We start from the raw sequence: 25,419 nt of genomic DNA, 5'->3' as shown, positions 1-25,419 counted from the left end.
CGCCGGGGCCCTGGCGTAGGCTGGATCGGTCCGGACCTCTTGACACACCGCCGAAAGGTGACGCACCGGTGACCGACCAGCTCGCTCTCCAGGCAGTCCTCGACCGCGCCGCCGCGGGGGGCCGGATCACCAGGGAAGAGGCGCTCGACCTCTACCGCCATGCACCTCTGCACGCGTTGGGCCAGGCGGCCGACGCGGTGCGCCGGCGTCGTTACGCGGGTACGGAGCACATCGCGACGTACATCATCGAGCGGAACATCAACTACACCAACGTGTGTGTGACGGCGTGCAAGTTCTGCGCCTTCTACGCGGCCCCGAAGGACACGAAGAAGGGCTGGTCCCGGGATCTCGACGACATCCTGCGCCGGTGCGCGGAGACCGTGGAGCTGGGCGGCACGCAGATCATGTTCCAGGGCGGGCACCACCCGGAGTACGGGGTGGAGTACTACGAGCACCACTTCTCCGCCATCAAGAAGGCATTCCCGCAGCTGGTGATCCACTCCCTGGGTGCGTCCGAGGTCGAGCACATGGCGAAGATCTCGGGTGTCTCGGCGGAGGAGGCGATCCGCCGGATCCACGCGGCGGGTCTGGACTCCTTCGCGGGCGCGGGCGCCGAACTGCTGCCGGAGCGGCCGCGGAAGGCGATCGCCCCGCTCAAGGAGTCGGGTGAGCGCTGGCTGGAGATCATGGAGATCGCGCACCGGCTGGGGGTGGAGTCGACGTCCACGATGCTGATGGGCACCGGTGAGACGAACGCGGAGCGGATCGAGCACATCGCGATGATCCGGGACACCCAGGACCGTACGGGCGGCTTCCGCGCGTTCATCCCGTACACGTACCAGCCGGAGAACAACCACCTCAAGGGCCGTACGCAGGCGACGATCTTCGAGTACCTGCGGATGATCGCGGTGGCGCGGCTGTTCCTGGACAACATCGCGCACATCCAGGGTTCGTGGCTGACGGTGGGCAAGGAGGCGGGCCAGCTGTCCCTGCACTTCGGTGCGGACGACCTGGGCTCGATCATGCTGGAGGAGAACGTGGTCTCCTCGGCGGGTGCGAAGCACCGGTCGAACCGTCAGGAGATCATCGACCTGATCCGCAAGGCGGGCCGGGTCCCGGCGCAGCGCGCGACGACGTACGAGCACCTGCTGGTCCACGAGGACCCGGCGGACGACCCGGCCGACGACCGCGTGGTCTCGCACATCTCCTCCACCGCCATCGAAGGCGGTACCGCGCACCCCGAACTGAAGCTCATCTCCACGAACTGACCCTGCCGTGCTGACGCTTCACACCGCCGAACTCCTCGTCTCCGGGCCGGGGGCCGCACCGCTGCCCGGCGGTGCGGTGCTCGTCGAGGGCGACCGGATCGCCCGCGTGGGGCCCTACGAGTCCCTCGGCGCCGCCTACCCGCACGCCCGGGCCCGCCGCTGGCCCGGGGTCCTCACCCCGGGGCTGCTCGTGCGCGGGGCGGACGCGCTGCTGGAGCGGACGTACTACCCGGACGACCCCTACGAGGTCACCGAGCTCGGCGCCGACCCGATCAGCGGGGAAGCCGAGCTGGACGCGCTGAAGATGACCGAGTCGCGTTGGGGCAACAGCGCCCGGCGCGGCACGCAGAAGCTGCTCGCCCGCGGGGTGGTGGCGCTCACGGGCCGCTTCACGGTTCCGGCGGTGCGGACGGCGGTGACCCGCTCGGGCCTCACGATCCTGCCGCCGGCCCCCTACGAGGGACTGCCCTCGCTGGATCCGTTCGCCGGGCGGGAGGCGGCCGGGCAAGCCTTCCACGGGGTCCTGGAGCCGGGCGTGCCGGCCCGTTTCGCGGTCTTCGCGGTGGCGGACGAGGCGGAGCTGCTGGAGCAGGGCGCCACCACCTGCGTGGCCACCGTCATCGGGGGCCGGCTGCTCCACCGCCGTCGCTGAGGCGCGGCGCCCCGGCCGCGGACTCCCGGGCGAGGGCCGCCAGCAGGCAGGCCTGCAGCCGGCTGATCCCGCCCAGCTTGGCCCGGATGTTGACCACGTGGAACTTGACCGTGCTGACGGACAGCTGGAGTTCCCCGGCGAGTTCCGCGTTCGAGGCGCCGGTGGCCAGGCACAGGAACACGGCCGACTCCTGCTCCGTGAGCTGGGCCGTGCGCGGAGCCCGCGGCCGGGCCGGTTCCTCGTCGGGCGGGAACCACGCCGGGACGCTGAAGCTGACGACGCGCACGGTTTACCACTCCTCGCCCCCGGCCGGGCCCGGGCGGCCCGGCTCCCCGTTGAGATGAGCGAGAGGTGACGCCTCCCCGCCCGCCCTGCGGGCGGACGACGCCCCTCGGGCCCACTCGTCTAAGGGACGCGCGGGCCCGACAGATAGGTTCCGTTCCCGTCGAACGGCCAGGCGTTGGACTTGCATCCGAGCAGTCCCTTGATCTGCTGCATCATCGCGGGCGCCGGCTTGCCGGGGCCCGGGCAGGTCTCGTGCTCGCGGCCCAGTTCGTGGCCGACCTCGTGGTTGACGATCAGCGCCCGGTACTCCTCCACGCTGCCGCTGAACTGCGGTGATCCTTCCTTCCAGCGCTTGAGGTTCACCACGACCGTGTGTCCGGCCCGGCAGTTGGTCTCGCCGACGAGCTCGGGGGTGACCACCTCGCAGAGCCGGTCGGTGGTCGTGGGCGTCGCGATCTTGACGGTGAAGTCCACCGGCTGGCCGGCCCCGACGAGCTGGAACCCGTACGCCGGGTCCCTGGTCCAGCCGCGCGGATCGGCCAGGATCTTCTCCACCTCCCGCGCGGCGCCGTCCGGGTCGACGCCGCTGCCCTCCTCGACCTCGATCCGCCAGCGCCGCGCGGTCCCCTTGCCCTGCGGCTGCCCGGAGGCGCCGGAGGCCGTGAAGGTGCCCGGCCCGGCGGGTGCGGAGGATCCGGAGGCGGCGGGTGAGGACGAGGCAGGGGCCGGCGCCGGCGGCTGCGCGGAGGGGGCGGTGGAGGAGCGGGCCGGCTCGGGGGACCGCTTGCCGCCCTGCGGGGCGGGGTCCGCGCCGCCGTCCGGCGTGTCCTGGCCTTCCTGCGGGTCCGCCGGGCCGGCCGGGCGGCCGCCCGCGACGGCGGCGGTCTCCTGCGAAGGCACCAGGGCGTAGCCGGTCGCCGAGACCGCGAGCAGCGCCGCCGAGCCCAGGATCGTCCGCCGCAGCCGCCTGCGCCGCTGAGCCCGGCGCCTGGCGCGCGGGCTGAGACGGGAGCGACCGGTGGAATGGCCTGCCGGCATCGTGAAGCCCTCTGTTCGTGGCGGCCGCAGCCGGACCATGAGCCTGCGGGACCCGGCGGGTGACCCTCACCGGGCCGCATGACCGCCCAGTCAACGCGGCTCCACCGGGCCCGCGTAACTGTCCTTCGGGCCAGTTGTGCAGTGGCCCCGTGCCGCATCCGGGGCCGTGCGGGCCCGCGGACCGGCGGGGTGGAGCCCCCGACGGGCGCGGGGGTCCGGCCTGAGAGGATGGGGACGTACCCGACGATCCGCACCGCAACCCGAGGGGCCAACGCCAGTGACCCGCGCTTCCCTGGACAAGCAGCCGCACGAAGTCGCCTCCATGTTCGACGGGGTGGCGGCGAACTACGACCTCACCAACGACGTCCTCTCCCTCGGCCAGGCCCGGCTCTGGCGCAAGGAGGTCGCCAAGGCGGTCGCCGCCCGCCCCGGCCAGCAGGTACTCGACCTGGCCGCCGGGACCGCGACCTCCTCGCTGCCCTTCGCCGCGACCGGCGCGTACGTCGTGCCCTGCGACTTCTCCCTCGGGATGCTCCGCGAGGGCAAGAAGCGCAACCCGTGGCTGCCGCTGACCGCCGGTGACGCGACGAAGCTGCCGTTCAAGGACGACGTCTTCGACACCGTGACGATCTCCTTCGGACTGCGCAACGTCCAGGACACCGACGGAGCCCTGCGCGAGCTGTACCGGGTGACCAAGCCCGGCGGCCAGGTCGTCATCTGCGAGTTCTCGCAGCCCACCTGGGCGCCGTTCCGCACCGTCTACACGGAGTACCTGATGCGGGCCCTGCCGCCCGTGGCCCGCGCGGTCTCCTCCAACCCCGACGCGTACGTCTACCTCGCCGAGTCCATCCGCGAGTGGCCCGACCAGCCCGCGCTCGCCGGGCTGCTGGCGAAGGCCGGCTGGTCCAAGGTCGCCTGGCGCAACCTGAGCGGCGGCATCGTCGCCCTGCACCGGGGCACCAAGGCCTGACCGCCGTGACCGACACCGAACCCTGGGACTACGCGGTACTACTGGAGCGCATCGCGGCCGACGTGGCCCCGCTGGTGGGCAGCGGCACCCCGGCCGAGTACATTCCGGCGCTCGCGTCCGTGGACCCGCGCCAGTTCGGCATGGCCATCGCCGACCTCGACGGGAACGTCTTCGGGGTGGGGGACTGGCAGGTCCCCTTCTCCGTCCAGTCCGTCACCAAGGTCTTCGCGCTCGCCCTCGCCCTGGCCGAGGGCGGGGACAGCCTGTGGGAGCGGGTCGGCCGGGAGCCGTCGGGCAACCCCTTCAACTCGCTCGTGCAGCTGGAGTACGAGAACGGCATCCCGCGCAACCCGTTCATCAACGCGGGCGCCCTCGTGGTCACCGACCGGCTCCAGACCCTGACCGGCGACGCCAGCAGCGAACTGCTCGGCTTCCTGCGGGAGGAGAGCCAGAACCCGGAGCTGGCCTTCGACGCCGAGGTGGCGGCCTCCGAACAGGAGCACGGGGACCGCAACGCCGCCGTCGCGCACTTCATGGCCTCGTACGGGAACATCGACAACCCGGTGCCGGCCCTGCTGGAGCACTACTTCTGGCAGTGCTCCATCGAGATGAGCTGCGCCGACCTGGCCCGCGCCGGACGCTTCCTGGCCCGGCACGGGCTGCGGGCCGACGGCTCGCGGCTGCTGACGCGCAGCGAGGCCAAGCAGATCAACGCGGTCATGCTGACCTGCGGGACGTACGACGCGGCAGGCGAGTTCGCCTACCGCGTCGGGCTGCCCGGCAAGAGCGGAGTGGGCGGCGGGATCGTCGCGGTCGTCCCGGGCCAGTGCGTTCTGGCGGTGTGGAGCCCGGGCCTGGACGCCCGGGGCAACTCGGTCGCGGGCGTCGCCGCCCTCGACCGCTTCACGACCCTGACGGGCCTTTCGGTCTTCTGACGCGGGCTCGGCTCGCCCTAGGGCGCTCCGCGACCGCGCCTCAAGCGCCGGCGAGGCCCGAGCCCGGTCACCCCCTAGCCCCGCAGGGAGAGGGCGTACCGCCGGGCCGGGTTGCCACGGGGCGTGGTGAACTCCTGGGCCAGCTCCATCCCGAGCCGCTCCGCCACCGCGACGGACCGGGCGTTGCGGGCGTCGATCATCGCCACCACGTGCGGGACACCGGCCGCGCGGGCCCGCTCCAGCGTGGCCAGTGCAGCGGCGTACGCGTACCCCTGGCCCCAGTGCTCGCGGCCCAGCCGCCAGCCGATCTCGATCTCTCCGACGGGCCCCCAGTCCTTGTCCGCGGGCCAGGGCTGGGCCCCGGTGAAGCCGATGACCTCGCCTTCCGCGTCGAGCAGGGTCCACAGGCAGTAGCCGAGCTGCGCGTCGTGCATGCGCTGGCGGGCGGTGAACTCCTCGTACGCGGACAGCTCCGCCGGCCCGCCCAGGAACTCCATGACGTCGGGGTCGTCGAAGACGCTGTGCCAGGCGTGCGCGTCCTCGTCCGTGGGCACGCGGAGCTGAACGGCGGGGAGCGGCCGGGTCGGAGAGCCGGGCGCGGGCGGGGGTGAGGTGGGCGAGCTGGTCGAGTTGGTCAACGGGGGACACCCTTCTGATCGCGATCTCTCTCGCTGCATAGACTGCACATGTCCGGTGCCGCCTGGCACCCTATATCGAGCCTTCGGGAGACCCAGCCGTGACCGAGCCCCTCTCCGAACACTCCGCGGACGTGATCGTCGTCGGTGCCGGGCCCGCGGGCGCGACCACCGCGTACTACCTCGCCAAAGCCGGACTCGACGTACTGCTGCTGGAGAAGACGGCGTTCCCGCGCGAGAAGGTCTGCGGTGACGGACTGACCCCGCGCGCCACCAAGCAGTTGGTGGCGATGGGCATCGACATCTCCGAAGAGGCCGGCTGGCTGCGCAACAAGGGCCTTCGGATCATCGGCGGCGGGCAGCGGCTCCAGCTGGACTGGCCCGAACTGGCCTCCTTCCCGGACTACGGACTCGTGCGCAAGCGCGACGACTTCGACGAGACCCTGGCCCGGCAGGCGCAGAAGGCCGGCGCGCGGCTGTACGAGCGCTGCAACGTCGGCGAGCCCGTCCGCGACCCGCGCACCGGGCACATCACCGGAGTGCACGCGAAGGTGGGCGAGGAGAAGACCCCGGTCACCTTCAGCGCCCCGCTGGTCGTCGCGGCCGACGGCAACTCCTCCCGGCTGTCCCTCGCCATGGGCCTGCACCGGCGCGAGGACCGCCCGATGGGCGTCGCCGTCCGCACGTACTTCACCTCGCCCCGGCACGACGACGACTACCTGGAGTCCTGGCTGGAGCTGTGGGACCGGCGCGGCGCGCAGGACCGGCTGCTGCCCGGCTACGGCTGGATCTTCGGCATGGGCGACGGAACGTCCAACGTCGGCCTGGGCATCCTCAACTCCTCCTCCGCCTTCAAGGAGCTGGACTGGCGCGAGGTCCTCAAGGCCTGGTGCGCGTCCATGCCGGAGGACTGGGGCTACACCCCCGAGAACATGACGCAGCCGATCCGCGGCGCGGCCCTGCCGATGGCCTTCAACCGGCAGCCGCACTACACCAAGGGCCTGCTGCTGGTCGGCGACGCGGGCGGGCTCGTCAACCCGTTCAACGGCGAGGGCATCGCCTACGCCATGGAGTCGGGCCAGATCGCGGCCGAGGTCATCGTGCAGGCCCACGCCCGGTCCACCCCGGCCCAGCGCGAACTGGCCCTGCACTCCTACCCGAAGGTGCTCAAGGAGACGTACGGCGGCTACTACACGCTGGGCCGCGCCTTCGTGAAGCTGATCGGCAACCCGAAGGTCATGAAGATCGCCGCGCAGCGAGGCCTGACGCACCCGGTGCTGATGAGGTTCACGCTGAAGATGCTGGCGAACCTGACCGACCCGACGGGCGGCGACGCCATGGACCGCATCATCAACGGCCTCTCGAAGGTGGCCCCGAAGGCCTGAGCGACCCGCCCCGCGCGGGCCGGCGACTCCAGCCGGCCCGCGCGCCGGTTCGGTCTTCGCACGCGCCGGTTCGGTCGGCCCGCGCGCCGTTTCGGGCTGCCCGGCGTCCGTGGCATCCGGACCGGGCGGTGTCAGCCGTCCGCTTCGCCGGGTTCACCGGCTTCGTCCGCTTCCGCCGCGTCCCCGGCGTGCACGGCCCGCACGCAGCGGGCCACCAGCACCAGCCCGCACAGCAGCAGGGCCCCCGAGGCGGCCCAGCCGAGCCCCAGGGTCAGCGGGTGGCCGGGCCCGTGCCACGGGCGGGCGGTGGTCAGCAGCCAGCCTCCCGCGGCCAGCAGGCCCAGGCCGAGCGCGGCGGGGGTGGCGGTGGGGTCGGCTGCGCGGTCGCCGGCGCCGTGGTCCCCGTACGGCATTGCGCTCATGGACCACCACCTCCAGGTGTCGAACGGTCAAGGCGCGCCGCGGTCATCTTCGCAGGGCCCCGGCCGCTCGCGCACGGCAGGCCGAAGGGCCGGTACTCCACCCCCGAGCGGGGGAGTACCGGCCCTTCGGCCGTGCTGGGGTCCGAGCGGGGCTCAGAGGATGCGGACGGCGCCCGACGGCTTGTCGTAGTCCATGGTGCGCTCGACGATGCCGGTGCTGGGGTTCTGCGCGCCGATGAACTTGCCGCCGCCTACGTAGATGGCGACGTGGTACGAGTTGCTGCGGCTGCCCCAGTACAGGATGTCGCCCGGCTGGAGGTTGCTCAGCGAGACCGAGGTGCCCATCGAGGACTGGGCACCCGAGACGCGTGGCAGGGTGACGCCGGCCTGGCGGTAGGCGGCCTGCACGAGGCCGGAGCAGTCGTACGAGGACGGGCCGGTGCTGCCCATGACGTACGCCTTGCCGACCTGGGCGCGGGCGAAGTTCACGATGGCCGCGGCGGAGCCGGTGGCCGGGGCGGTGACGGTGCCGGACTTGCTCGGGGTGGCGGAGGAGCCGGTCGAGCCGGTCGAGCCCGTGGAGTCGGCGGACTTGGTGCTCAGCGAGGCGCGCGCGGTGCTGCGGTTGGCGCGCTCGGCCTCGGCCTTGCGGGCTTCCTCGTCCTTCGCCTTCTTCTCGGCGTCGGCCTTCTGCTGGGCGTCTTCCTTGGCCTTCTTCGCCTCGGCGGCGGCGCCGGTGCGGGCGCTCTCCTCCTGGGCGGTCAGTTCGCCCTCGACGGCGGCCGCGCGGGTGTTCTCGGCGGCGGTGGTGACGGCGGAGGAGACCTCGGCGGCCAGGTCGACGTCGAGGACCGGCATTTCGAGCGTCGTCTCGGCCACGGGCTCGGACGGGGACGCGCTCGCCGTGCCGGCCATCGCCAGGGTGCTGAGGACGCCACCGGCAACTCCGGCGCGGACCGCGAGCTTCGAGGCGCTGCGGCGGGGCTTCCGGTGGCTGGGTATGTGAGCGGTGTGGGACATGAGTACAACCGCTATCAGGGGGTCCGGGTTCCCTTCAAGAAACGTGGGTTGCGCCACAGTTGTGCGCGAAGGGGGCTAACCGGGCGTGCCGCGCCGCTCATTGACGCCGTATCGGGCGAAACGGACAGGCCTTCACAAGGCTGTGATCATGGGGTTTCCGCAATAAGTCCCGATTGATCCTCGGCCTACCATCCCGCTGGACAGATGGCCAAGCCCGCTTTCGGTAGCGGTGATTCCGAGTGACGCAGGTCACATTTGCGTCACGCTGTGCGGACGCTGTGGCCCGTCCGTGATCCCGTTGTGAAGAGGTCGTCGGGAAACCGGGGGGCGGGCCGGCCGGAGGCGTGCGCGGGGGTTCGTGAACGGACGCACACGCGGGCGGCCGCCGCACCCCTCCTCTGCCCCGCGTCCACCTCCGCATGCGCGCCCTCCCTCAACCGGGCGACGCGGATTCCCTTACCACGCGGCGTGCGGCTCTCGCCAATTTGCCTGTGCTGGCCATCGTTTGATAGGGCGGCACGCTTCCTACCTGCGGTAACGGGGTCGGATGTCACCTTTGGTGATCATGTGGCTGCTTCGCGTATGAAGATCACCACTCATCGGACTTCATGATCGTTCGTCAGGTGGTGGAGATCACAAACTCGTTGTTGCTACCCGTGTCGCAGATCACAGAGGAGCAGGCATAGGATGCGCAGCAGTCCGGCTTGTGAACTGCCTCACATGGAAGCGTTCGACGCCGGCGCAGCGGTCCAACGGTCAAGGACGACTGGAAGGAGCGAGGAGCGTGAATGCGTACGCGCCCATCCTCGTGCTCGGCGCCCTCGGCGCAGGGTTTGCGATCTTCTCCGTGGTCATGGCCACGCTGATCGGTCCAAAACGGTACAACCGGGCAAAGCTTGAAGCGTATGAGTGCGGCATCGAGCCGACTCCGATGCCGGCCGGCGGCGGCCGCTTCCCCATCAAGTACTACCTGACGGCGATGCTCTTCATCATCTTCGATATCGAGGTCGTCTTCCTTTACCCCTGGGCCGTCACCTTCGACTCCCTGGGGATCTTCGGGCTCGTCGAGATGCTGCTCTTCGTGCTCACCGTCTTCGTCGCCTACGCCTACGTGTGGCGCCGCGGCGGCCTGGAATGGGACTGAGGGGCTGAATTTCCCATGGGACTGGAAGAGAAGCTGCCGAGCGGCTTTCTGCTGACCACCGTCGAACAGGCCGCGGGCTGGGTGCGCAAGTCATCCGTCTTCCCCGCGACCTTCGGCCTCGCCTGCTGCGCCATCGAGATGATGACGACGGGGGCGGGCCGCTACGACCTGGCCCGCTTCGGCATGGAGGTCTTCCGCGGCTCGCCGCGCCAGGCCGATCTGATGATCGTGGCCGGCCGGGTCAGCCAGAAGATGGCGCCGGTACTGCGGCAGGTGTACGACCAGATGCCCGATCCCAAATGGGTCATCTCCATGGGGGTTTGTGCATCTTCGGGCGGAATGTTCAACAACTACGCCATCGTCCAGGGCGTCGACCACATCGTCCCGGTCGACATCTACCTGCCCGGCTGCCCGCCGCGCCCCGAGATGCTGTTGGACGCGATCCTCAAGCTCCACCAGAAGATCCAGGGCGGCAAGCTCGGCGTGAACCGGGAAGAGGCGGCACGCGAGGCGGAGGAGGCGGCCCTCAAGGCCCTCCCCACCATTGAGATGAAGGGGCTGCTCCGGTGAGCGAGACCCAGGAGCCGGAGAACGGCACCAACGGCGGCAACGGCAACGGCGAGGCCAACGGCAGCAACGTCCCTGCGCCCCGCGCCCAGGGACCCGAGGTCATCGGCGTCCGCAAGGGCATGTTCGGCGCAGCGGGCGGCGGGGACACCAGCGGCTACGGCGGCCTGGTCCGCACGATCGCCCTCCCGGGCCCGTCCGCCCGGCCCTACGGCTCGTACTTCGACGAGGTCGTGGACGAGCTGGAGGGCGCCTTGGAGGAGCAGGACCTGCTCCCCGAGAACGCGATCGAGAAGGTGGTCGTGGACCGGGGGGAGCTCACCCTCCACATCGCCCGCGAGCACCTCGTACGGGTCGCGCGCACCCTGCGCGACGACCCGGCCCTGCGCTTCGAGCTCTGCACCGGCGTCTCGGGCGTGCACTTCCCGGGCACGGTGCCGATGCACGACGCGGGCCGCGAGCTGCACGCCGTCTACCACCTGCGCTCGCTCACCCACGGCCGGATCGTGCGGCTGGAGGTGTCCGTCCCGGACGCCGACCCGCACCTCCCCTCGCTCGTCGCGGTCTATCCGACCAACGACTGGCACGAGCGGGAGGCGTACGACTTCTTCGGTCTCGTCTTCGACGGGCACCCGGCCCTCACCCGGATCATGATGCCGGACGACTGGCAGGGCTTCCCGCAGCGCAAGGACTACCCGCTCGGCGGCATCCCCGTCGAGTACAAGGGCGCCCAGATCCCGGCTCCCGACCAGCGGAGGTCGTACAGCTGATGTCCCCCACCTCGAATCGAGCAGAAGACCACGCCTCCGCGCGCGAGACCACCGAAGGCACCGTCTACACCGTCACCGGCGGCGACTGGGACGAGATCGTCCAGTCGGCCGTCAAGGCCGACGACGAGCGGATCGTCGTCAACATGGGGCCCCAGCACCCGTCCACCCACGGCGTGCTCCGCCTGATCCTGGAGATCGACGGCGAGACGGTCACCGAGGCCCGCTGCGGCATCGGCTACCTGCACACCGGCATCGAGAAGAACCTCGAATTCCGGAACTGGACGCAGGGCACCACCTTCGTCACGCGCATGGACTACCTGACGCCGTTCTTCAACGAGACGGCGTACTGCCTGGGCGTCGAGAGGCTGCTCGGCATCACCGACCAGATCCCGGACCGCGCCACCGTCATCCGCGTCCTGCTGATGGAGCTCAACCGGCTCTCCTCCCACCTGGTGTGCATCGCCACCGGCGGCATGGAGCTGGGCGCCACCACGATCATGATCTACGGCTTCCGCGACCGCGAGCTGATCCTCGACGTCTTCGAGCTGATCACCGGCCTGCGCATGAACCACGCGTTCATCCGCCCCGGCGGCCTCGCCCAGGACCTGCCCCCGGGCGCGGTCGACCAGCTGCGCGAGTTCGTGAAGACCATGAAGAAGAACCTGCCGGAGTACGACAAGCTCGCCACCGGCAACCCCATCTTCAAGGCCCGCATGCAGGACGTCGGCTACCTCGACCTCACCGGCTGCATGGCGCTGGGCGCCACCGGCCCGGTCCTGCGCTCGGCCGGCCTGCCGCACGACCTGCGCAAGTCGGACCCGTACTGCGGCTACGAGGACTACGAGTTCGACGTACCGACCACCGACACCTGCGACTCCTACGGGCGGTTCCTGATCCGCCTGGAGGAGATGCGCCAGTCCCTGCGGATCGTCGAGCAGTGCCTGGAGCGGCTGGAGCCGGGACCGGTCATGGTCGCCGACAAGAAGATCGCCTGGCCCGCGCAGCTGGCGATGGGCCCGGACGGCCTCGGCAACTCGCTCGACCACATCAGGAACATCATGGGCACCTCCATGGAAGCCCTCATCCACCACTTCAAGCTGGTGACCGAGGGCTTCCGGGTCCCCGCCGGGCAGGCCTACGCGGCTGTCGAGTCGCCCAGGGGCGAACTCGGCGTCCACGTCGTCTCCGACGGAGGCACCCGCCCCTACCGGGTCCACTTCCGCGACCCGTCCTTCACCAACCTGCAGGCCATGGCCGCGATGTGCGAGGGCGGCCAGGTCGCCGACGTCATCGTCGCCGTCGCCTCCATCGACCCCGTGATGGGAGGCGTCGACCGATGACAGAGATCTCGCTGGGTATGCCCCAGCTGCCCGCCCCGGACTTCCCGGCGGAGGTCCGCGAGCGCCTCGAAGCGGACGCCAAGGACCTCATCGCCCGCTACCCCGACAGCCGCTCCGCGCTGCTGCCCCTGCTGCACCTGTGCCAGTCCGAGGAGGGCTACGTCTCCCGCACCGGCGTCCGCTTCTGCGCGGAGGTGCTGGGGCTGACCACCGCCGAGGTGACGGCGGTGTCGACCTTCTACACGATGTACCGGCGCAAGCCCTCCGGGGACTACCAGGTCGGCGTCTGCACCAACACCCTGTGCGCGGTGATGGGCGGGGACGCCATCTTCGAGGAGCTCAAGGAGCACCTCGGGGTCGGCAACAACGAGACCACCCCCGACGGCAAGGTCACCCTCGAACACATCGAGTGCAACGCGGCCTGCGACTTCGCCCCCGTGGTGATGGTCAACTGGGAGTTCTTCGACAACCAGACCCCCGAGTCCGCCAAGGCCATGGTCGACGACCTGCTGGCCGGCCGCCCGGTCGAGCCGACCCGGGGCGCGCCGCTGTGCACGTACAAGGAGACCGCCAGGATCCTGGCCGGGTTCCCGGACGAGCGCGAGGGCGCGGTCGAGGCCACCGGCGGCGCCGGGCACGCCTCCCTGATCGGCCTGCGCATCGCCCGCGGGGAGTCCCCGCGCACCCCGATCGTGCACCCGCGGGGCGAGGCACGCGGCGAGAGCCGTGACGAGACCGGCACCGAGGGAGGGGAGTGATGTCCGTGTCCACCGAACTCAGCAAGAACGGGACGAGCCCGGAGAAGCTCCTCGCTCCCGTCCTGTCGGCCTTCTGGGACGAGCCCCGGTCGTGGACGCTGGAGACCTACCGGCGCCACGAGGGCTACGAGGGCCTGCGCAAGGCCCTCGCGATGACCCCGGACGACCTCATCGCGTACGTGAAGGACTCGGGTCTGCGCGGACGCGGCGGCGCGGGCTTCCCCACCGGAATGAAGTGGCAGTTCATCCCGCAGGGCGACGGAAAGCCGCACTACCTCGTCGTCAACGCGGACGAGTCGGAGCCGGGCACCTGCAAGGACATCCCGCTGCTCTTCGCCAATCCGCACTCCCTCATCGAGGGAATGATCATCGCGTGCTACGCCATCCGCTCGCAGCACGCCTTCATCTACCTGCGCGGCGAGGTCGTACCGGTCCTGCGGCGCCTGCACGAGGCGGTGCGCGAGGCGTACGAGGCCGGATACCTCGGGAAGGACATCCTGGGGAGCGGGCTCGACCTCGACATCACGGTGCACGCGGGAGCGGGCGCGTACATCTGCGGCGAGGAGACGGCACTGCTCGACTCCCTCGAAGGCCGGCGCGGTCAGCCCCGGCTGCGTCCTCCCTTCCCTGCCGTCGAGGGGCTCTACGCCTGCCCCACTGTCGTCAACAACGTGGAGTCCATCGCCTCGGTTCCCGCGATCCTGCACAAGGGCAAGGACTGGTTCAAGTCGATGGGGACCGAGAAGTCCCCCGGCTTCACCCTGTACTCGCTCTCCGGGCACGTCGCCGGCCCCGGCCAGTACGAGGCCCCCCTCGGCATCACCCTGCGCCAGCTCCTCGACATGAGCGGCGGGATGCGCCCCGGGCACCGGCTGAAGTTCTGGACCCCGGGCGGCTCCTCCACCCCGATGTTCACGGACGAGCACCTCGACGTCCCGCTGGACTACGAGGGCGTCGGCGCGGCCGGCTCGATGCTCGGCACCAAGGCGCTCCAGTGCTTCGACGAGACCACCTGCGTGGTGCGGGCCGTCACCCGGTGGACCGAGTTCTACGCCCACGAGTCCTGCGGCAAGTGCACCCCCTGCCGCGAAGGCACCTACTGGCTGGTCCAGTTGCTGCGCGACATCGAGGCGGGCAAGGGCGTCATGTCCGACCTCGACAAGCTGAACGACATCGCCGACAACATCAACGGCAAGTCCTTCTGCGCGCTCGGCGACGGCGCGGCCAGCCCCATCTTCTCCTCGCTCAAGTACTTCCGCGAGGAGTACGAACAGCACATCACGGGCAAGGGCTGCCCCTTCGATCCTTCGAGGTCCACGCTCTGGGCCGATGCCAAGCCGGAGGCGGCGCGATGACCGACGCTCTGCGGAGCGGCCCCGCCGCGATCGGCAGCAGCCCCGCCGCCGTGACCCCAGCCCCGACCCACCAGGAGGTGGCCGCATGACCGTCACCACGTCCGCCGGCCCCTCCGGAGGAGAACCGGCGGTGCCGCCCGAGAACACGGTGTCGCTGACCATCGACGGAGTCGAACTGTCGGTGCCCAAGGGCACGCTCGTCATCCGGGCCGCCGAACAGCTCGGCATCGAGATCCCCCGGTTCTGCGACCACCCCCTCCTCGACCCGGTCGGCGCCTGCCGCCAGTGCATCGTCGAGGTCGAGGGCCAGCGCAAGCCGATGGCCTCCTGCACCATCACCTGCACCGACGGCATGGTCGTCAAGACCCAGCTCACCTCCCAGGTCGCCGACAAGTCCCAGCGCGGGGTGATGGAGCTGCTGCTCATCAACCACCCGCTGGACTGCCCCGTCTGCGACAAGGGCGGCGAGTGCCCGCTGCAGAACCAGGCGATGTCGCACGGCAACGCCGAGTCCCGCTTCGAGGGACGCAAGCGCACGTACGAGAAGCCGGTCCCCATCTCCACCCAGGTGCTCCTGGACCGCGAGCGGTGCGTGCTGTGCGCGCGCTGCACGCGCTTCTCCAACCAGGTGGCCGGCGACCCGATGATCGAGATGCTCGAACGTGGCGCGCTCCAGCAGATCGGTACCGGCGAGGGCGACCCGTTCGAGTCGTACTTCTCCGGCAACACCATCCAGATCTGCCCGGTGGGCGCGCTGACCTCGGCCGCCTACCGGTTCCGCTCCCGCCCCTTCGACCTCGTCTCCTCCCCGAGCGTGTGCGAGCACTGCGCGGGCGGCTGCGCGACCCGGACCGACCACCGCCGCGGCAAGGTGCTGCGCCGGCTGGCCGCCGAGGACCCCGAGGTCAACGAGGAATGGGTCTGCGACAAGGGCCGCTTCGGATTCCGCTACGCCCAGCAGCGGGACCGGCTGACCACCCCGCTCGTGCGGAGCGCGGCCGGGGTCCTGGAGCCCGCGAGCTGGCCCGAGGCCCTGGAGGCAGCGGCCGCCGGACTCGCCGCCGCGCGCGGCCGCGCCGGAGTGCTGACCGGAGGCCGGCTCACCGTCGAGGACGCCTACGCGTACGCCAAGTTCGCGCGGGTGGTGCTCGACACCAACGACATCGACTTCCGGGCCCGCGTGCACAGCGCGGAGGAGGCCGAGTTCCTGGCCGCCACCGTGGCCGGCACCGGCAAGGACCTCGACGGCGGCGGTGTCACGTACGCCTCGCTGGAGGCGGCGCCCGCGGTGCTGCTCGTCGGCATCGAGGCCGAGGAGGAGGCCCCCGGGGTCTTCCTGCGGCTGCGCAAGGCCCACCGCAAGCACAAGCAGCGGACCTTCGCCCTGGCCCCCTTCGCCACCCGGGGCCTGGACAAGGCCGGCGGCACCCTGCTGGCCGCCGCCCCCGGCACCGAGCCCGAGTGGCTCGACGCCCTGGCCTCCCGGACCGGCCTGGAGGCCGGCGGAGCCGAAGCCGCCGACGCGCTGCGCCGGCCCGGCGCCGTCATCGTCGTCGGGGAGCGCCTCGCCGGGGTGCCCGGCGCGCTGACCGCCGCCGTCCGGGCCGCCACCGCGACCGGGGCCGCGCTGGTGTGGATCCCGCGCCGGGCCGGGGAGCGGGCCGCCGTCGAGGCGGGCGCCCTGCCGTCCTTGCTGCCCGGCGGCCGCCCGGCCACCGACCCGCGGGCCCGCGACGAGGTCGCCACCGCCTGGGGACTGGACGAGCTCCCGCACCGCTACGGCCGCGACACCGGCCAGATCGTCGAGGCCGCGGCCTCGGGCGAGCTGTCCGCGCTGCTGGTCGCGGGCGTGGAGGTCACCGACCTGCCGGACCCGGCCCGCGCGCGGATCGCCCTCCAGGAGGCCTTCGTGGTCTCCCTGGAACTGCGGCCCGGCGCGGTCACCGACCACGCGGACGTGGTCTTCCCGGTGGCCGCGGTCGTCGAGAAGGCGGGCGCCTTCATCAACTGGGAGGGCAGGGTCCGGCCGTTCGAGGCCGCGCTCAAGCCCGACCAGATGACCCGCCGCCTCGCCCCCGCCGACGCCCGCGTGCTGCACCTGCTGGCCGACGCCGCCGACCGGCCGATCGCGCTGCCCGACGTGCACTCCGTACGCCGGGAGCTGGAACGGCTCGGCCCCTGGGAGGGCGAGCTCGCCACCGAGCAGTCCACCGACCCGACGGCGCTGCCCCGCCCCGGAGCGGGCGAGGCGGTCCTCGCGGGCCACCGGCTCCTCCTCGACCAGGGCCGGCTCCAGGACGGCGACGAGGCCCTGGCCGGCACCCGCCACGAGGCGAGCGCACGGCTCTCGGCCGCGACGGCCGCCGAGACGGGCGTCAAGAACGGCGACGTCCTCGCGGTCACCGGCCCGGCCGGCTCCGTGGAACTCCCGCTGCGGATCACCGAGATGCCCGACCGGGTGGTCTGGCTCCCGATGAACTCCACCGGCTCCGGTGTCCTCGCCGACACCGGGGCCCGCCCGGGCACCCTCGTCCGGATCGGACCGGCGACCCCCGCCGACGCCGGTGACACCACTGCGGAGGTGGGCGCGTGAACGCGGTACAGCTCGCGGCCGAGGACCTCTCCCTCTTCGGGCGGGACGTCTGGTGGCTGGTCGTCATCAAGGCGGTGTTCTGCTTCGCCTTCCTGATGGTGACGGTGCTCTTCTCCATCGTGTGGGAGCGCAAGGTCGTCGCCTGGATGCAGCTGCGCATCGGCCCGAACCGGCACGGCCCCTGGGGCCTGCTCCAGTCGCTCGCCGACGGCGTCAAGCTGATGCTGAAGGAAGACATCATCGTCAAGCGGGCCGACAAGGTGGTGTACGTCCTGGCCCCGATCATCGCGGCGATCCCGGCCTTCATGGCCATCGCGGTGATCCCCTTCGGCCCGGCGGGCGACGAGGTCTCCATCTTCGGCCAGCGCACCACGATGCAGCTGACCGACCTGCCCATCGCGATGCTGTACATCCTCGCGGTGGCCTCGGTCGGGATCTACGGCATCGTCCTGGCGGGCTGGTCCTCCGGCTCCACGTACCCGCTCCTCGGCGGCCTGCGCTCCTGCGCGCAGATGATCTCCTACGAGATCGCCATGGGCGCGGCCTTCGCCTCGGTCTTCCTCTACTCGGGGTCGATGTCGACCTCGGCGATCGTGGAAGCCCAGGCGGACCGCTGGTTCATCGTCCTGCTGCCGGTCTCCTTCATCATCTACGTCATCACGATGGTCGGCGAGACGAACCGCGCCCCCTTCGACATGCCGGAGTCCGAGGGCGACCTGGTCGGCGGCTTCAACACCGAGTACTCGTCCATCAAGTTCGCGCTGTTCATGCTCGCCGAGTACGTCAACATGGTCACCGTCTCGGCGGTCTCGGTCACCCTCTTCCTGGGCGGCTGGCGGGCCCCGTACCCGATCAGCACCTTCTGGGAGGGCGCGAACCACGGCTGGTGGCCGATGCTCTGGTTCGTCCTCAAGGTCCAGCTGCTGCTGTTCTTCTTCATCTGGCTGCGCGGCACGCTGCCGCGCGTGCGCTACGACCAGCTGATGAAGCTCGGCTGGAAGGTCCTGATCCCGGTCTCCGTGGTGTGGCTGATGCTGGTCGCGACCGTCCGCGCACTGCGCAACGAGGCGTACGACTTCAGCGAGATCGTCCTCTACGTCGGCGGCGGGGTCATCGGGATCCTGCTCCTCTCCTTCGTCGCGGACCTCTTCCGCGACAAACGCGAGAAGGCGGAGGCGGCACAGGCCGGCAAGGCCGCGGCCGAGACCTTCGACCCGATGGCGGGCGGGTTCCCCGTACCGCCCAAGCCCGGCCAGCGGCTGGCACCCGTACCGCGCAGGCGGCCCCGCAGCGAGCGGGAGCTGATTGTCAGTGGCGGGGCGAATACTGACAGTGACCGAGAGGAGGGTGCTGAGAATGTCTGACGCTGACAAGAGCGAGAAGTGGCAGAACCCGGTGGCCGGCTTCGGCGTGACCTTCAAGGCCATGTTCAAGAAGCGCCTCACCGAGCAGTACCCGGAGCAGCAGAAGACCACCGCCCCGCGCTTCCACGGACGGCACCAGCTCAACCTGCACCCGGACGGTCTGGAGAAGTGCATCGGGTGCGAACTGTGCGCCTGGGCCTGCCCCGCCGACGCCATCTACGTGGAGGGCGCGGACAACACCGAGGAGGAGCGCTACTCCCCGGGCGAGCGGTACGGCGCCGTCTACCAGATCAACTACGCCCGCTGCATCCTGTGCGGGCTGTGCGTCGAGGCGTGCCCGACGAGGGCGCTGACCATGACCAACGAGTTCGAACTGGCCGACGCGAGCCGCGAGTCGCTCATCTACACCAAGGAGCAGCTGCTCGCCGGGCTCACCGAGGGCATGGTCGAGGCGCCGCACCCGATGTACCCCGGCACCGAGGACACGGACTACTACCGCGGACTGGTGACGGGGGCCGCCCCCGGCACCGAGCGGCAGACGGCCGTCTCCAAGGGCGAGGTGCCCGCGGGTCAGGCCGTGGAAGCCGCCGAGGAGGTGCAGGCATGAGCGCCCTCGCCGCCGCCTCCTTGACCTCGACGGGCGAGGCGGTCCAGTTCTGGGTCCTCGGCACGGTCGCCGTCATCGGCGCGCTGGCCACGATCCTGATGAAGAAGGCCGTGCACAGCGCGCTGAGCCTGGCCGGGACGATGATCATCCTGGCGGTCTTCTACCTCGCCAACGGGGCGTACTTCCTGGGCGTCGTCCAGATCATCGTCTACACCGGCGCGATCATGATGCTCTTCCTCTTCGTGGTCATGCTCGTCGGCGTCACCGCCGCCGACTCCCTGAAGGAGACCATCAAGGGGCAGCGCTGGCTCGCCGTCCTGTGCGGACTCGGCTTCGGCATCCTGCTGATCGCCGGAATCGCCCAGGCCGGGCTCAGCCACTTCAACGGGCTCGGCCGGATCAACTCCGCCGGACACGTCGAGGGCCTGGCCCAGCTGATCTTCACCAAGTACGTCTTCGCCTTCGAGCTCACCGGCGCGCTGCTCATCACCGCGGCCGTCGGTGCGATGGTGCTCACCCACCGCGAGCGCACCGAACGGGCCGCCACCCAGCGCGAGCTGGCCGAGAAGCGCGTCCGCGAGGGCGTCCAGCTCCCGCCGCTGCCCGCCCCCGGCGTCTACGCCCGGCACAACGCGGTGGACGTCGCGGGCCTGCTGCCGGACGGCACCCCGTCCGAGCTGACGGTCAACAAGACGCTGCGCGGCCGCGGCCAGATCCGGGACGTCTCCGCCGAGGCCCTGGACGACCTCAAGGCGCTGGAGCAGCGGTCCTCGGAGCGCCTCGGCCGTGAGGAGGCCTCGAAGTGAATCCGGTCAACTACCTGTACCTGGCGGCCCTGCTGTTCACCATCGGCGCTGCCGGTGTGCTGATCCGCAAGAACGCGATCGTGCTGTTCATGTGCGTCGAGCTGATGCTCAACGCCTGCAACCTCGCCTTCGTCGCCTTCTCCCGTATGCACGGCAACCTCGACGGCCAGATCATCGCGTTCTTCACGATGGTCGTCGCCGCCGCGGAGGTCGTGGTCGGCCTGGCGATCATCGTGTCGCTCTTCCGTACCCGCCACTCGGCCTCGGTCGACGACGCCAGCCTGATGAAGCTGTAAGGGGCGTTCACAGTGGAGAATCTGATTGCGCTGCTGGTGGCGGCGCCCCTGCTCGGAGCGGTGGTGCTGCTGTGCGGCGGCCGGCGCCTCGACAAAGCCGGCCACTGGATCGGCACCCTGCTCGCGGCCGTCTCCTTCGGGATCGGCGCCGTGCTGTTCGTCGACATGCTGGGGCGCAGCGCCGACGACCGGACCCTGAACCAGTACCTGTGGAGCTGGATCCCGGTGGAGGGCTTCCAGGCGGACATCGCCTTCCAGCTCGACCAGCTGTCGATGACGTTCGTCCTGCTGATCTCCGGGGTGGGCACGCTCATCCACGTGTACTCGATCGGGTACATGGAGCACGACGAGCGCCGCCGCCGCTTCTTCGGCTACCTGAACCTGTTCGTCGCGGCGATGCTGCTGCTCGTCATCGCCGACAACTACCTGCTGCTGTACTTCGGCTGGGAGGGCGTGGGCCTCGCCTCCTACCTCCTGATCGGCTTCTGGCAGCACAAGCCCAGCGCGGCCACCGCCGCGAAGAAGGCCTTCCTGGTCAACCGGGTCGGCGACATGGGCCTGTCGATCGCGATCATGCTGATGTTCACCACGTTCGGCACCTTCGCCTTCGAGCCGGTGCTCGGCGCGGTCGGCGAGACCTCGGAAGGCACCCTGACGGCCATCGGCCTGCTGCTGCTGCTGGCCGCATGCGGCAAGTCGGCCCAGGTGCCGCTGCAGTCCTGGCTCGGCGACGCGATGGAGGGCCCGACCCCGGTCTCGGCCCTCATCCACGCGGCGACGATGGTCACCGCCGGCGTGTACCTGATCGTCCGCTCGGGCGCCATCTTCAACGGGGCGCCCGACGCGCAGACCGCGGTCGTCGTCGTCGGCGCGGTCACGCTCCTCTTCGGTGCGATCGTCGGTTGCGCGAAGGACGACATCAAGAAGGCCCTGGCGGGCTCCACGATGTCGCAGATCGGCTACATGATCCTGGCCGCGGGCCTCGGCCCGATCGGCTACGTCTTCGCGATCATGCACCTGGTGACGCACGGCTTCTTCAAGGCGGGCCTCTTCCTCGGCGCCGGTTCCGTGATGCACGGGATGAACGACGAGGTCGACATGCGCAAGTACGGCGCCCTGCGGAAGTACATGCCGGTCACCTTCGTCACCTTCGGCCTCGGCTACCTCGCCATCATCGGCTTCCCGGGCCTGTCGGGCTTCTTCTCCAAGGACATGATCATCGAGGCGGCCTTCGCGAAGGGCGGCACCGAGGGCTGGATCCTGGGCGGAGTGACCCTGCTGGGCGCGGGCATCACCGCCTTCTACATGACCCGCGTCATGCTCCTCACCTTCTTCGGCGAGAAGCGCTGGCAGCCGGCCCCGGACCCGGACAAGACCCCTGGGGTCGAGCCCGGCGCCGAAGCGCACCCCGGCGAGCTGCCGCACCCGCACGAGTCTCCGAAGTCGATGACCATCCCGATGATCCTGCTGGCCTTCGGGTCCGTGTTCGCCGGCGGCTTCTTCAGCATCGGCGACCGCTTCCTGAACTGGCTGGAGCCCGTCACCGGGTACGAGCACGGCCACCCGCCGGTCAGCGCCCTCACGGTCACGCTGGCCACCATGGCGGTCCTGGTCGTCGGTGTCGCCATCGCCTGGGGCATGTACGGCCGCAAGCCCGTCCCGGTCCTCGCCCCGCGGGGCTCGCTCCTCACCCGGGCGGCCCGGCGGGACCTGTACCAGGACGACTTCAACCACGTCGTGCTGGTGCGCGGCGGGGAGCACCTGACCCGCTCGCTCGTCTACGTCGACCACAGCCTGGTCGACGGAGTGGTCAACGGGACGGCCGCCTCGGTCGGCGGGCTCTCGGGCCGGCTGCGCAAGCTCCAGAACGGCTACGCCCGCAGCTACGCGGTCTCGATGTTCGGGGGCACGGCGATCCTGATCGCCGCGACCCTGCTGATGAGGGCGGTGTGAGATGAATTTCCCGCTTCTGACGGTGACGGCCGCGGTCCCCGCGGTCGGCGCGATCCTCACGGCGGCCGTACCGGCCTCCCGCAGGACCGCCGCCAAGTGGCTCGCGCTGCTGTTCTCGCTGGCGACACTGGCCCTGGCCGTGCTCGTCGCGATCCGCTTCGAGCCCGGCGGCGACCGCTACCAGCTCACCGAGTCCCGCTCCTGGATCGCCGACTTCGGCGTCCGCTACGAACTGGGCGTGGACGGGATCGGGGTGGTGCTCATCGGGCTCACCGCGCTCCTCATCCCCTTCGTGATCGCGGCCGGCTGGCACGACGCGGACCCCCTGGAGACAAGTTCTTCCCGCTGGCGCCCGACGCAGGGCTTCTTCGCCCTGATCCTGCTGGTCGAGGCGATGGTGATCATCTCCTTCGAGGCCACCGACGTCTTCCTCTTCTACATCTTCTTCGAAGCCATGCTCATCCCGATGTACTTCCTCATCGGCGGCTTCGGGGACCGGGCCCATTCAGGTTCCGACGAGAACGCGGCCGCGCAGCGCTCGTACGCGGCGGTCAAGTTCCTCCTCTACAACCTGGTCGGCGGCCTGATCATGCTGGCCGCCGTCATCGGCCTCTACGTGGTCGCCGGGAACTTCTCGCTCCAGGAGATCGCCGCCGCCCGCGCCGCGGGCACGCTCGACATGGCGACGAACACCGAGCGGCTGCTGTTCCTCGGCTTCTTCTTCGCCTTCGCGGTGAAGGCCCCGCTGTGGCCGCTGCACACCTGGCTGCCCAACGCGATGGGCGAGGCCACCGCCCCGGTCGCCGTGCTGATCACCGCGGTCGTCGACAAGGTCGGCACCTTCGCGATGCTCCGCTTCTGCCTCGGGCTCTTCCCGGAAGCCAGCAAGTGGGCCACGCCGGTGATCCTCGTCCTCGCCCTGATCAGCATCGTCTACGGTGCGCTGGTCGCGGTCGGGCAGCGGGACATCAAGCGGCTGGTCGCCTACGCCTCGATCTCGCACTTCGGCTTCATCATCCTGGGCATCTTCGCGATGACCTCCCAGGGACAGTCCGGCGCCACCCTCTACATGGTCAACCACGGCCTGTCGACGGCGGCGCTGATGCTGGTCGCCGGATTCCTGATCTCTCGGCGCGGCTCCCGGCTCATCGCCGACTACGGAGGCGTGCAGAAGGTGGCCCCGGTCCTCGCCGGCACCTTCCTGATCGGTGGCCTCGCCACCCTCTCACTGCCGGGCCTCGCGCCCTTCGTCAGTGAATTCCTGGTCCTGGTCGGCACGTTCGCCCGGTACCCGGTCGTCGGCATCATCGCCACCCTCGGCATCGTGCTGGCCGCGCTGTACACCCTGGTGCTCTACCAGCGCACGATGACCGGCCCCGTGAAGGAAGAGGTCCGCACCATGCCGGACCTGCGCCTGCGGGAGGTGCTCGTCGTCGCCCCGCTGATCGCGCTGCTGATCGGTCTGGGCGTCTACCCGAAGGTACTGACGGACATCGTCAACCCGGCGGTGGAGCACACCATGTCGGACGTGAAGCAGACCGACCCGAAGCCCGAGGTGGCTGTCGAGGCCAAGAATGGGGAGGCGGCGAAGTGAGCACAGTGACTGCTGCCCAGAGCCTGTGGACGCTGGCGGCCGAGGCACCGGTCGACCGGATCCCGGCGCCCGTCATCGAGTACGCGCAGCTCGCGCCCACCCTGATCGTGGTGGGCGCGGCGGTCCTCGGAGTCCTCGTCGAGGCCTTCGTACCGCGCAAGTCCCGTTACTACGTCCAGGTGTTCCTCGCCGTCGCCGCGCTGGCCTCGGCCTTCGCTGCGGTCGTCGGCCTCGCGGCCGGCGGGTACGGGAGCACCAAGGCGCACATCGCCGCGATGGGCGCCATCGCCGTGGACGGCCCCGCCCTCTTCCTCCAGGGCACCATCCTGCTGGCCTCGGTCGTCGCGGTGTTCACCTTCGCCGAGCGGCGCCTGGACCCGGCCGCCCACGGCAACCGGGTCGACTCCTTCGCCGCGCAGGCGGCGTCCGTACCGGGCAGCGAGAGCGAGAAGGCCGCCGTCAAGGCCGGTTTCACCACCACCGAGGTCTTCCCGCTGGCCCTGTTCGCGATCGCCGGCATGCTGATCTTCCCGGCGGCCAACGACCTGCTGACGCTGTTCATCGCCCTCGAGGTGTTCTCCCTCCCGCTGTACCTGCTCTGCGCCGTCGCCCGCCGCCAGCGGCTGATGTCGCAGGAGGCCGCGGTCAAGTACTTCCTGCTGGGCGCCTTCTCCTCCGCCTTCCTCCTCTTCGGCATCGCGCTGCTCTACGGGTACGCGGGCTCGGTCTCGTACGCGGTGATCGCCGACGTGGTGGACGGCACGGTCTCGAAGATCGACCCGGCGCTGGCCGACACCATGGGCAACGACGCGCTGCTGCTCATCGGTGGCGCGCTCATCCTGACGGGCCTGCTGTTCAAGGTCGGCGCGGTCCCCTTCCACATGTGGACCCCGGACGTCTACCAGGGCGCCCCGACCCCCGTCACCGGGTTCATGGCGGCGGCGACGAAGGTCGCGGCCTTCGGCGCGCTGCTGCGGCTGCTGTACGTGGTCCTGCCGGGCCTGCGGTGGGACTGGCGGCCGGTGATGTGGGGCGTGGCCATCGTGACGATGCTGGCGGGCGCGGTCATCGCGGTCACCCAGACCGACGTCAAGCGGCTCCTGGCCTACTCCTCGATCGCGCACGCGGGCTTCATCCTGGCCGGTGTGATCGCCACCTCGGCGGAGGGCGTCCAGTCAGTCCTCTTCTACCTGGCGGCCTACTCCTTCGTGACGATCGGCGCGTTCGCGGTGGTCACGCTGGTGCGCGACGCGGGCGGCGAGGCGACGCACCTGTCGAAGTGGGCGGGGCTCGGCCGTCGTTCGCCGCTGACCGCAGCGGTCTTCGCGGTGTTCCTGCTGGCCTTCGCCGGCATCCCGCTGACGTCCGGCTTCACCGGGAAGTTCGCCGTGTTCAAGGCGGCGGCGGAGGGCGGCGCGGGAGTGCTGGTCGTGGTCGGTGTGATCTCGTCCGCGATCGCCGCGTTCTTCTACATCCGGGTGATCGTCCTGATGTTCTTCAGCGAGCCGAAGGCCGACGGCCCGACGGTGGCCGTCCCCTCGCCGCTGACGATGACGACGATCGCGGTCGGCGTCGCGGTCACCCTGGTCCTGGGCCTGGCCCCGCAGTACTTCCTGGAACTGGCGGGGCAGGCGAGCACGTTCGTCCGCTGATCCGGTCCGC

The 25,419-nt window shown here is 70.6% G+C and carries 24 protein-coding genes; 19 read left to right on the top strand and 5 right to left on the bottom strand.

Features of this window, described 5'->3' with window-relative positions:
• Positions 1 to 68: 68 nt before the first annotated feature.
• Together mqnC and OG447_RS04435 are read left to right on the top strand one after the other, a co-directional pair.
• Positions 69 to 1,268, top strand: a complete 1,200-nt coding sequence (gene mqnC / locus OG447_RS04440) for a cyclic dehypoxanthinyl futalosine synthase (protein ID WP_266934965.1) — start codon at positions 69 to 71, stop codon at positions 1,266 to 1,268.
• Positions 1,269 to 1,275: 7 nt separating this feature from the next.
• Positions 1,276 to 1,920 carry a hypothetical protein gene (locus OG447_RS04435; protein ID WP_266934964.1) on the top strand — a complete coding sequence of 215 codons (645 nt, stop codon included), beginning with the start codon at positions 1,276 to 1,278 and terminating at the stop codon, positions 1,918 to 1,920.
• Here OG447_RS04435 and OG447_RS04430 read toward each other — a convergent pair.
• Together OG447_RS04430 and OG447_RS04425 are read right to left on the bottom strand one after the other, a co-directional pair.
• Positions 1,886 to 2,206, bottom strand: coding sequence for a response regulator transcription factor (locus tag OG447_RS04430; protein WP_266934963.1), 321 nt, complete (start codon positions 2,204 to 2,206; stop codon positions 1,886 to 1,888). The genes OG447_RS04435 and OG447_RS04430 overlap by 35 nt on opposite strands.
• Positions 2,207 to 2,325: 119 nt before the next feature.
• On the bottom strand, positions 2,326 to 3,243 hold the full coding sequence (locus OG447_RS04425) for a DUF3152 domain-containing protein (RefSeq protein ID WP_266934962.1): 918 nt from the start codon (positions 3,241 to 3,243) through the stop codon (positions 2,326 to 2,328).
• Positions 3,244 to 3,520: 277 nt separating this feature from the next.
• Here OG447_RS04425 and OG447_RS04420 point away from each other — a divergent pair, with 277 nt between their 5' ends.
• Together OG447_RS04420 and OG447_RS04415 are read left to right on the top strand one after the other, a co-directional pair.
• A complete protein-coding gene (locus tag OG447_RS04420) occupies positions 3,521 to 4,213 on the top strand; it encodes a demethylmenaquinone methyltransferase (protein WP_266934961.1) in 693 nt (230 codons plus the stop codon).
• 5 nt (positions 4,214 to 4,218) lie between these two features.
• Positions 4,219 to 5,148: a glutaminase gene (locus OG447_RS04415; RefSeq protein ID WP_266934960.1), complete on the top strand. Its 930-nt coding sequence runs from the start codon at positions 4,219 to 4,221 to the stop codon at positions 5,146 to 5,148.
• 74 nt (positions 5,149 to 5,222) lie between these two features.
• On the opposite strand, the gene OG447_RS04410 is transcribed toward OG447_RS04415, so the two are convergent.
• Entirely contained in the window at positions 5,223 to 5,786 is a 564-nt protein-coding gene (locus OG447_RS04410) for a GNAT family N-acetyltransferase (protein WP_266934959.1), read from the bottom strand.
• 98 nt (positions 5,787 to 5,884) lie between these two features.
• On the opposite strand from OG447_RS04410, the gene OG447_RS04405 reads away from it, so the two are divergent.
• Positions 5,885 to 7,168, top strand: coding sequence for a geranylgeranyl reductase family protein (locus OG447_RS04405; protein WP_266934958.1), 1,284 nt, complete (start codon positions 5,885 to 5,887; stop codon positions 7,166 to 7,168).
• A 131-nt stretch (positions 7,169 to 7,299) separates the two neighbouring features.
• Here the strand turns inward: OG447_RS04405 and OG447_RS04400 are convergent, their stop codons facing one another.
• Entirely contained in the window at positions 7,300 to 7,590 is a 291-nt protein-coding gene (locus OG447_RS04400) for a hypothetical protein (RefSeq protein WP_266934957.1), read from the bottom strand.
• 153 nt (positions 7,591 to 7,743) lie between these two features.
• Entirely contained in the window at positions 7,744 to 8,610 is an 867-nt protein-coding gene (locus OG447_RS04395) for a C40 family peptidase (RefSeq protein WP_266934956.1), read from the bottom strand.
• A gap of 784 nt (positions 8,611 to 9,394) precedes the next feature.
• Here OG447_RS04395 and OG447_RS04390 point away from each other — a divergent pair.
• The 14 genes from OG447_RS04390 to nuoN all read left to right on the top strand — a co-directional run bounded on the left by OG447_RS04390 (position 9,395) and on the right by nuoN (position 25,409).
• Positions 9,395 to 9,754 carry an NADH-quinone oxidoreductase subunit A gene (locus OG447_RS04390; RefSeq protein ID WP_031145920.1) on the top strand — a complete coding sequence of 120 codons (360 nt, stop codon included), beginning with the start codon at positions 9,395 to 9,397 and terminating at the stop codon, positions 9,752 to 9,754.
• A gap of 15 nt (positions 9,755 to 9,769) precedes the next feature.
• Positions 9,770 to 10,324, top strand: a complete 555-nt coding sequence (locus OG447_RS04385) for an NADH-quinone oxidoreductase subunit B family protein (RefSeq protein WP_266934955.1) — start codon at positions 9,770 to 9,772, stop codon at positions 10,322 to 10,324.
• Positions 10,321 to 11,091: an NADH-quinone oxidoreductase subunit C gene (locus OG447_RS04380; protein ID WP_266934954.1), complete on the top strand. Its 771-nt coding sequence runs from the start codon at positions 10,321 to 10,323 to the stop codon at positions 11,089 to 11,091. The genes OG447_RS04385 and OG447_RS04380 overlap by 4 nt, the downstream gene beginning before the upstream one ends.
• Positions 11,091 to 12,431 carry an NADH-quinone oxidoreductase subunit D gene (locus OG447_RS04375; RefSeq protein ID WP_266934953.1) on the top strand — a complete coding sequence of 447 codons (1,341 nt, stop codon included), beginning with the start codon at positions 11,091 to 11,093 and terminating at the stop codon, positions 12,429 to 12,431. Before OG447_RS04380 ends, OG447_RS04375 begins: the two co-directional genes overlap by 1 nt.
• Positions 12,428 to 13,189 carry an NADH-quinone oxidoreductase subunit NuoE gene (nuoE, locus tag OG447_RS04370; protein WP_266934952.1) on the top strand — a complete coding sequence of 254 codons (762 nt, stop codon included), beginning with the start codon at positions 12,428 to 12,430 and terminating at the stop codon, positions 13,187 to 13,189. Before OG447_RS04375 ends, nuoE begins: the two co-directional genes overlap by 4 nt.
• A complete protein-coding gene (gene nuoF / locus OG447_RS04365; RefSeq protein ID WP_266934951.1) occupies positions 13,189 to 14,544 on the top strand; it encodes an NADH-quinone oxidoreductase subunit NuoF in 1,356 nt (451 codons plus the stop codon). The genes nuoE and nuoF overlap by 1 nt, the downstream gene beginning before the upstream one ends.
• 85 nt (positions 14,545 to 14,629) lie before the next feature.
• Positions 14,630 to 17,137 (top strand): NADH-quinone oxidoreductase subunit G, encoded by a 2,508-nt coding sequence (locus OG447_RS04360; RefSeq protein WP_266934950.1) that lies wholly within the window; start codon positions 14,630 to 14,632, stop codon positions 17,135 to 17,137.
• The gene (nuoH, locus tag OG447_RS04355) at positions 17,134 to 18,501 is read left to right on the top strand and encodes an NADH-quinone oxidoreductase subunit NuoH (RefSeq protein WP_266934949.1); all 1,368 of its coding nucleotides are present in this window, start codon (positions 17,134 to 17,136) and stop codon (positions 18,499 to 18,501) included. The genes OG447_RS04360 and nuoH overlap by 4 nt, the downstream gene beginning before the upstream one ends.
• Positions 18,494 to 19,108, top strand: coding sequence for an NADH-quinone oxidoreductase subunit NuoI (nuoI, locus tag OG447_RS04350; protein ID WP_266934948.1), 615 nt, complete (start codon positions 18,494 to 18,496; stop codon positions 19,106 to 19,108). Before nuoH ends, nuoI begins: the two co-directional genes overlap by 8 nt.
• On the top strand, positions 19,105 to 19,914 hold the full coding sequence (locus tag OG447_RS04345; protein WP_266934947.1) for an NADH-quinone oxidoreductase subunit J: 810 nt from the start codon (positions 19,105 to 19,107) through the stop codon (positions 19,912 to 19,914). The genes nuoI and OG447_RS04345 overlap by 4 nt, the downstream gene beginning before the upstream one ends.
• Positions 19,911 to 20,210, top strand: a complete 300-nt coding sequence (gene nuoK, locus OG447_RS04340; protein WP_030864698.1) for an NADH-quinone oxidoreductase subunit NuoK — start codon at positions 19,911 to 19,913, stop codon at positions 20,208 to 20,210. Before OG447_RS04345 ends, nuoK begins: the two co-directional genes overlap by 4 nt.
• A gap of 12 nt (positions 20,211 to 20,222) precedes the next feature.
• Positions 20,223 to 22,163 carry an NADH-quinone oxidoreductase subunit L gene (nuoL, locus tag OG447_RS04335; RefSeq protein WP_266934946.1) on the top strand — a complete coding sequence of 647 codons (1,941 nt, stop codon included), beginning with the start codon at positions 20,223 to 20,225 and terminating at the stop codon, positions 22,161 to 22,163.
• A 1-nt stretch (position 22,164) separates the two neighbouring features.
• Complete coding sequence (locus OG447_RS04330) at positions 22,165 to 23,757, top strand: NADH-quinone oxidoreductase subunit M (RefSeq protein WP_266934945.1); 1,593 nt, start codon at positions 22,165 to 22,167, stop codon at positions 23,755 to 23,757.
• Positions 23,758 to 23,789: 32 nt separating this feature from the next.
• Positions 23,790 to 25,409 carry an NADH-quinone oxidoreductase subunit NuoN gene (nuoN, locus tag OG447_RS04325; RefSeq protein WP_266938747.1) on the top strand — a complete coding sequence of 540 codons (1,620 nt, stop codon included), beginning with the start codon at positions 23,790 to 23,792 and terminating at the stop codon, positions 25,407 to 25,409.
• Positions 25,410 to 25,419 lie beyond the last annotated feature (10 nt).

The organism is Streptomyces sp. NBC_01408, assembly GCF_026340255.1.
In the GTDB taxonomy this organism is placed as follows: Bacteria; Actinomycetota; Actinomycetes; order Streptomycetales; family Streptomycetaceae; genus Streptomyces.
Note: the sequence above shows the minus strand (reverse complement) of the source record. Positions and strands in the feature narration are given on the sequence as shown.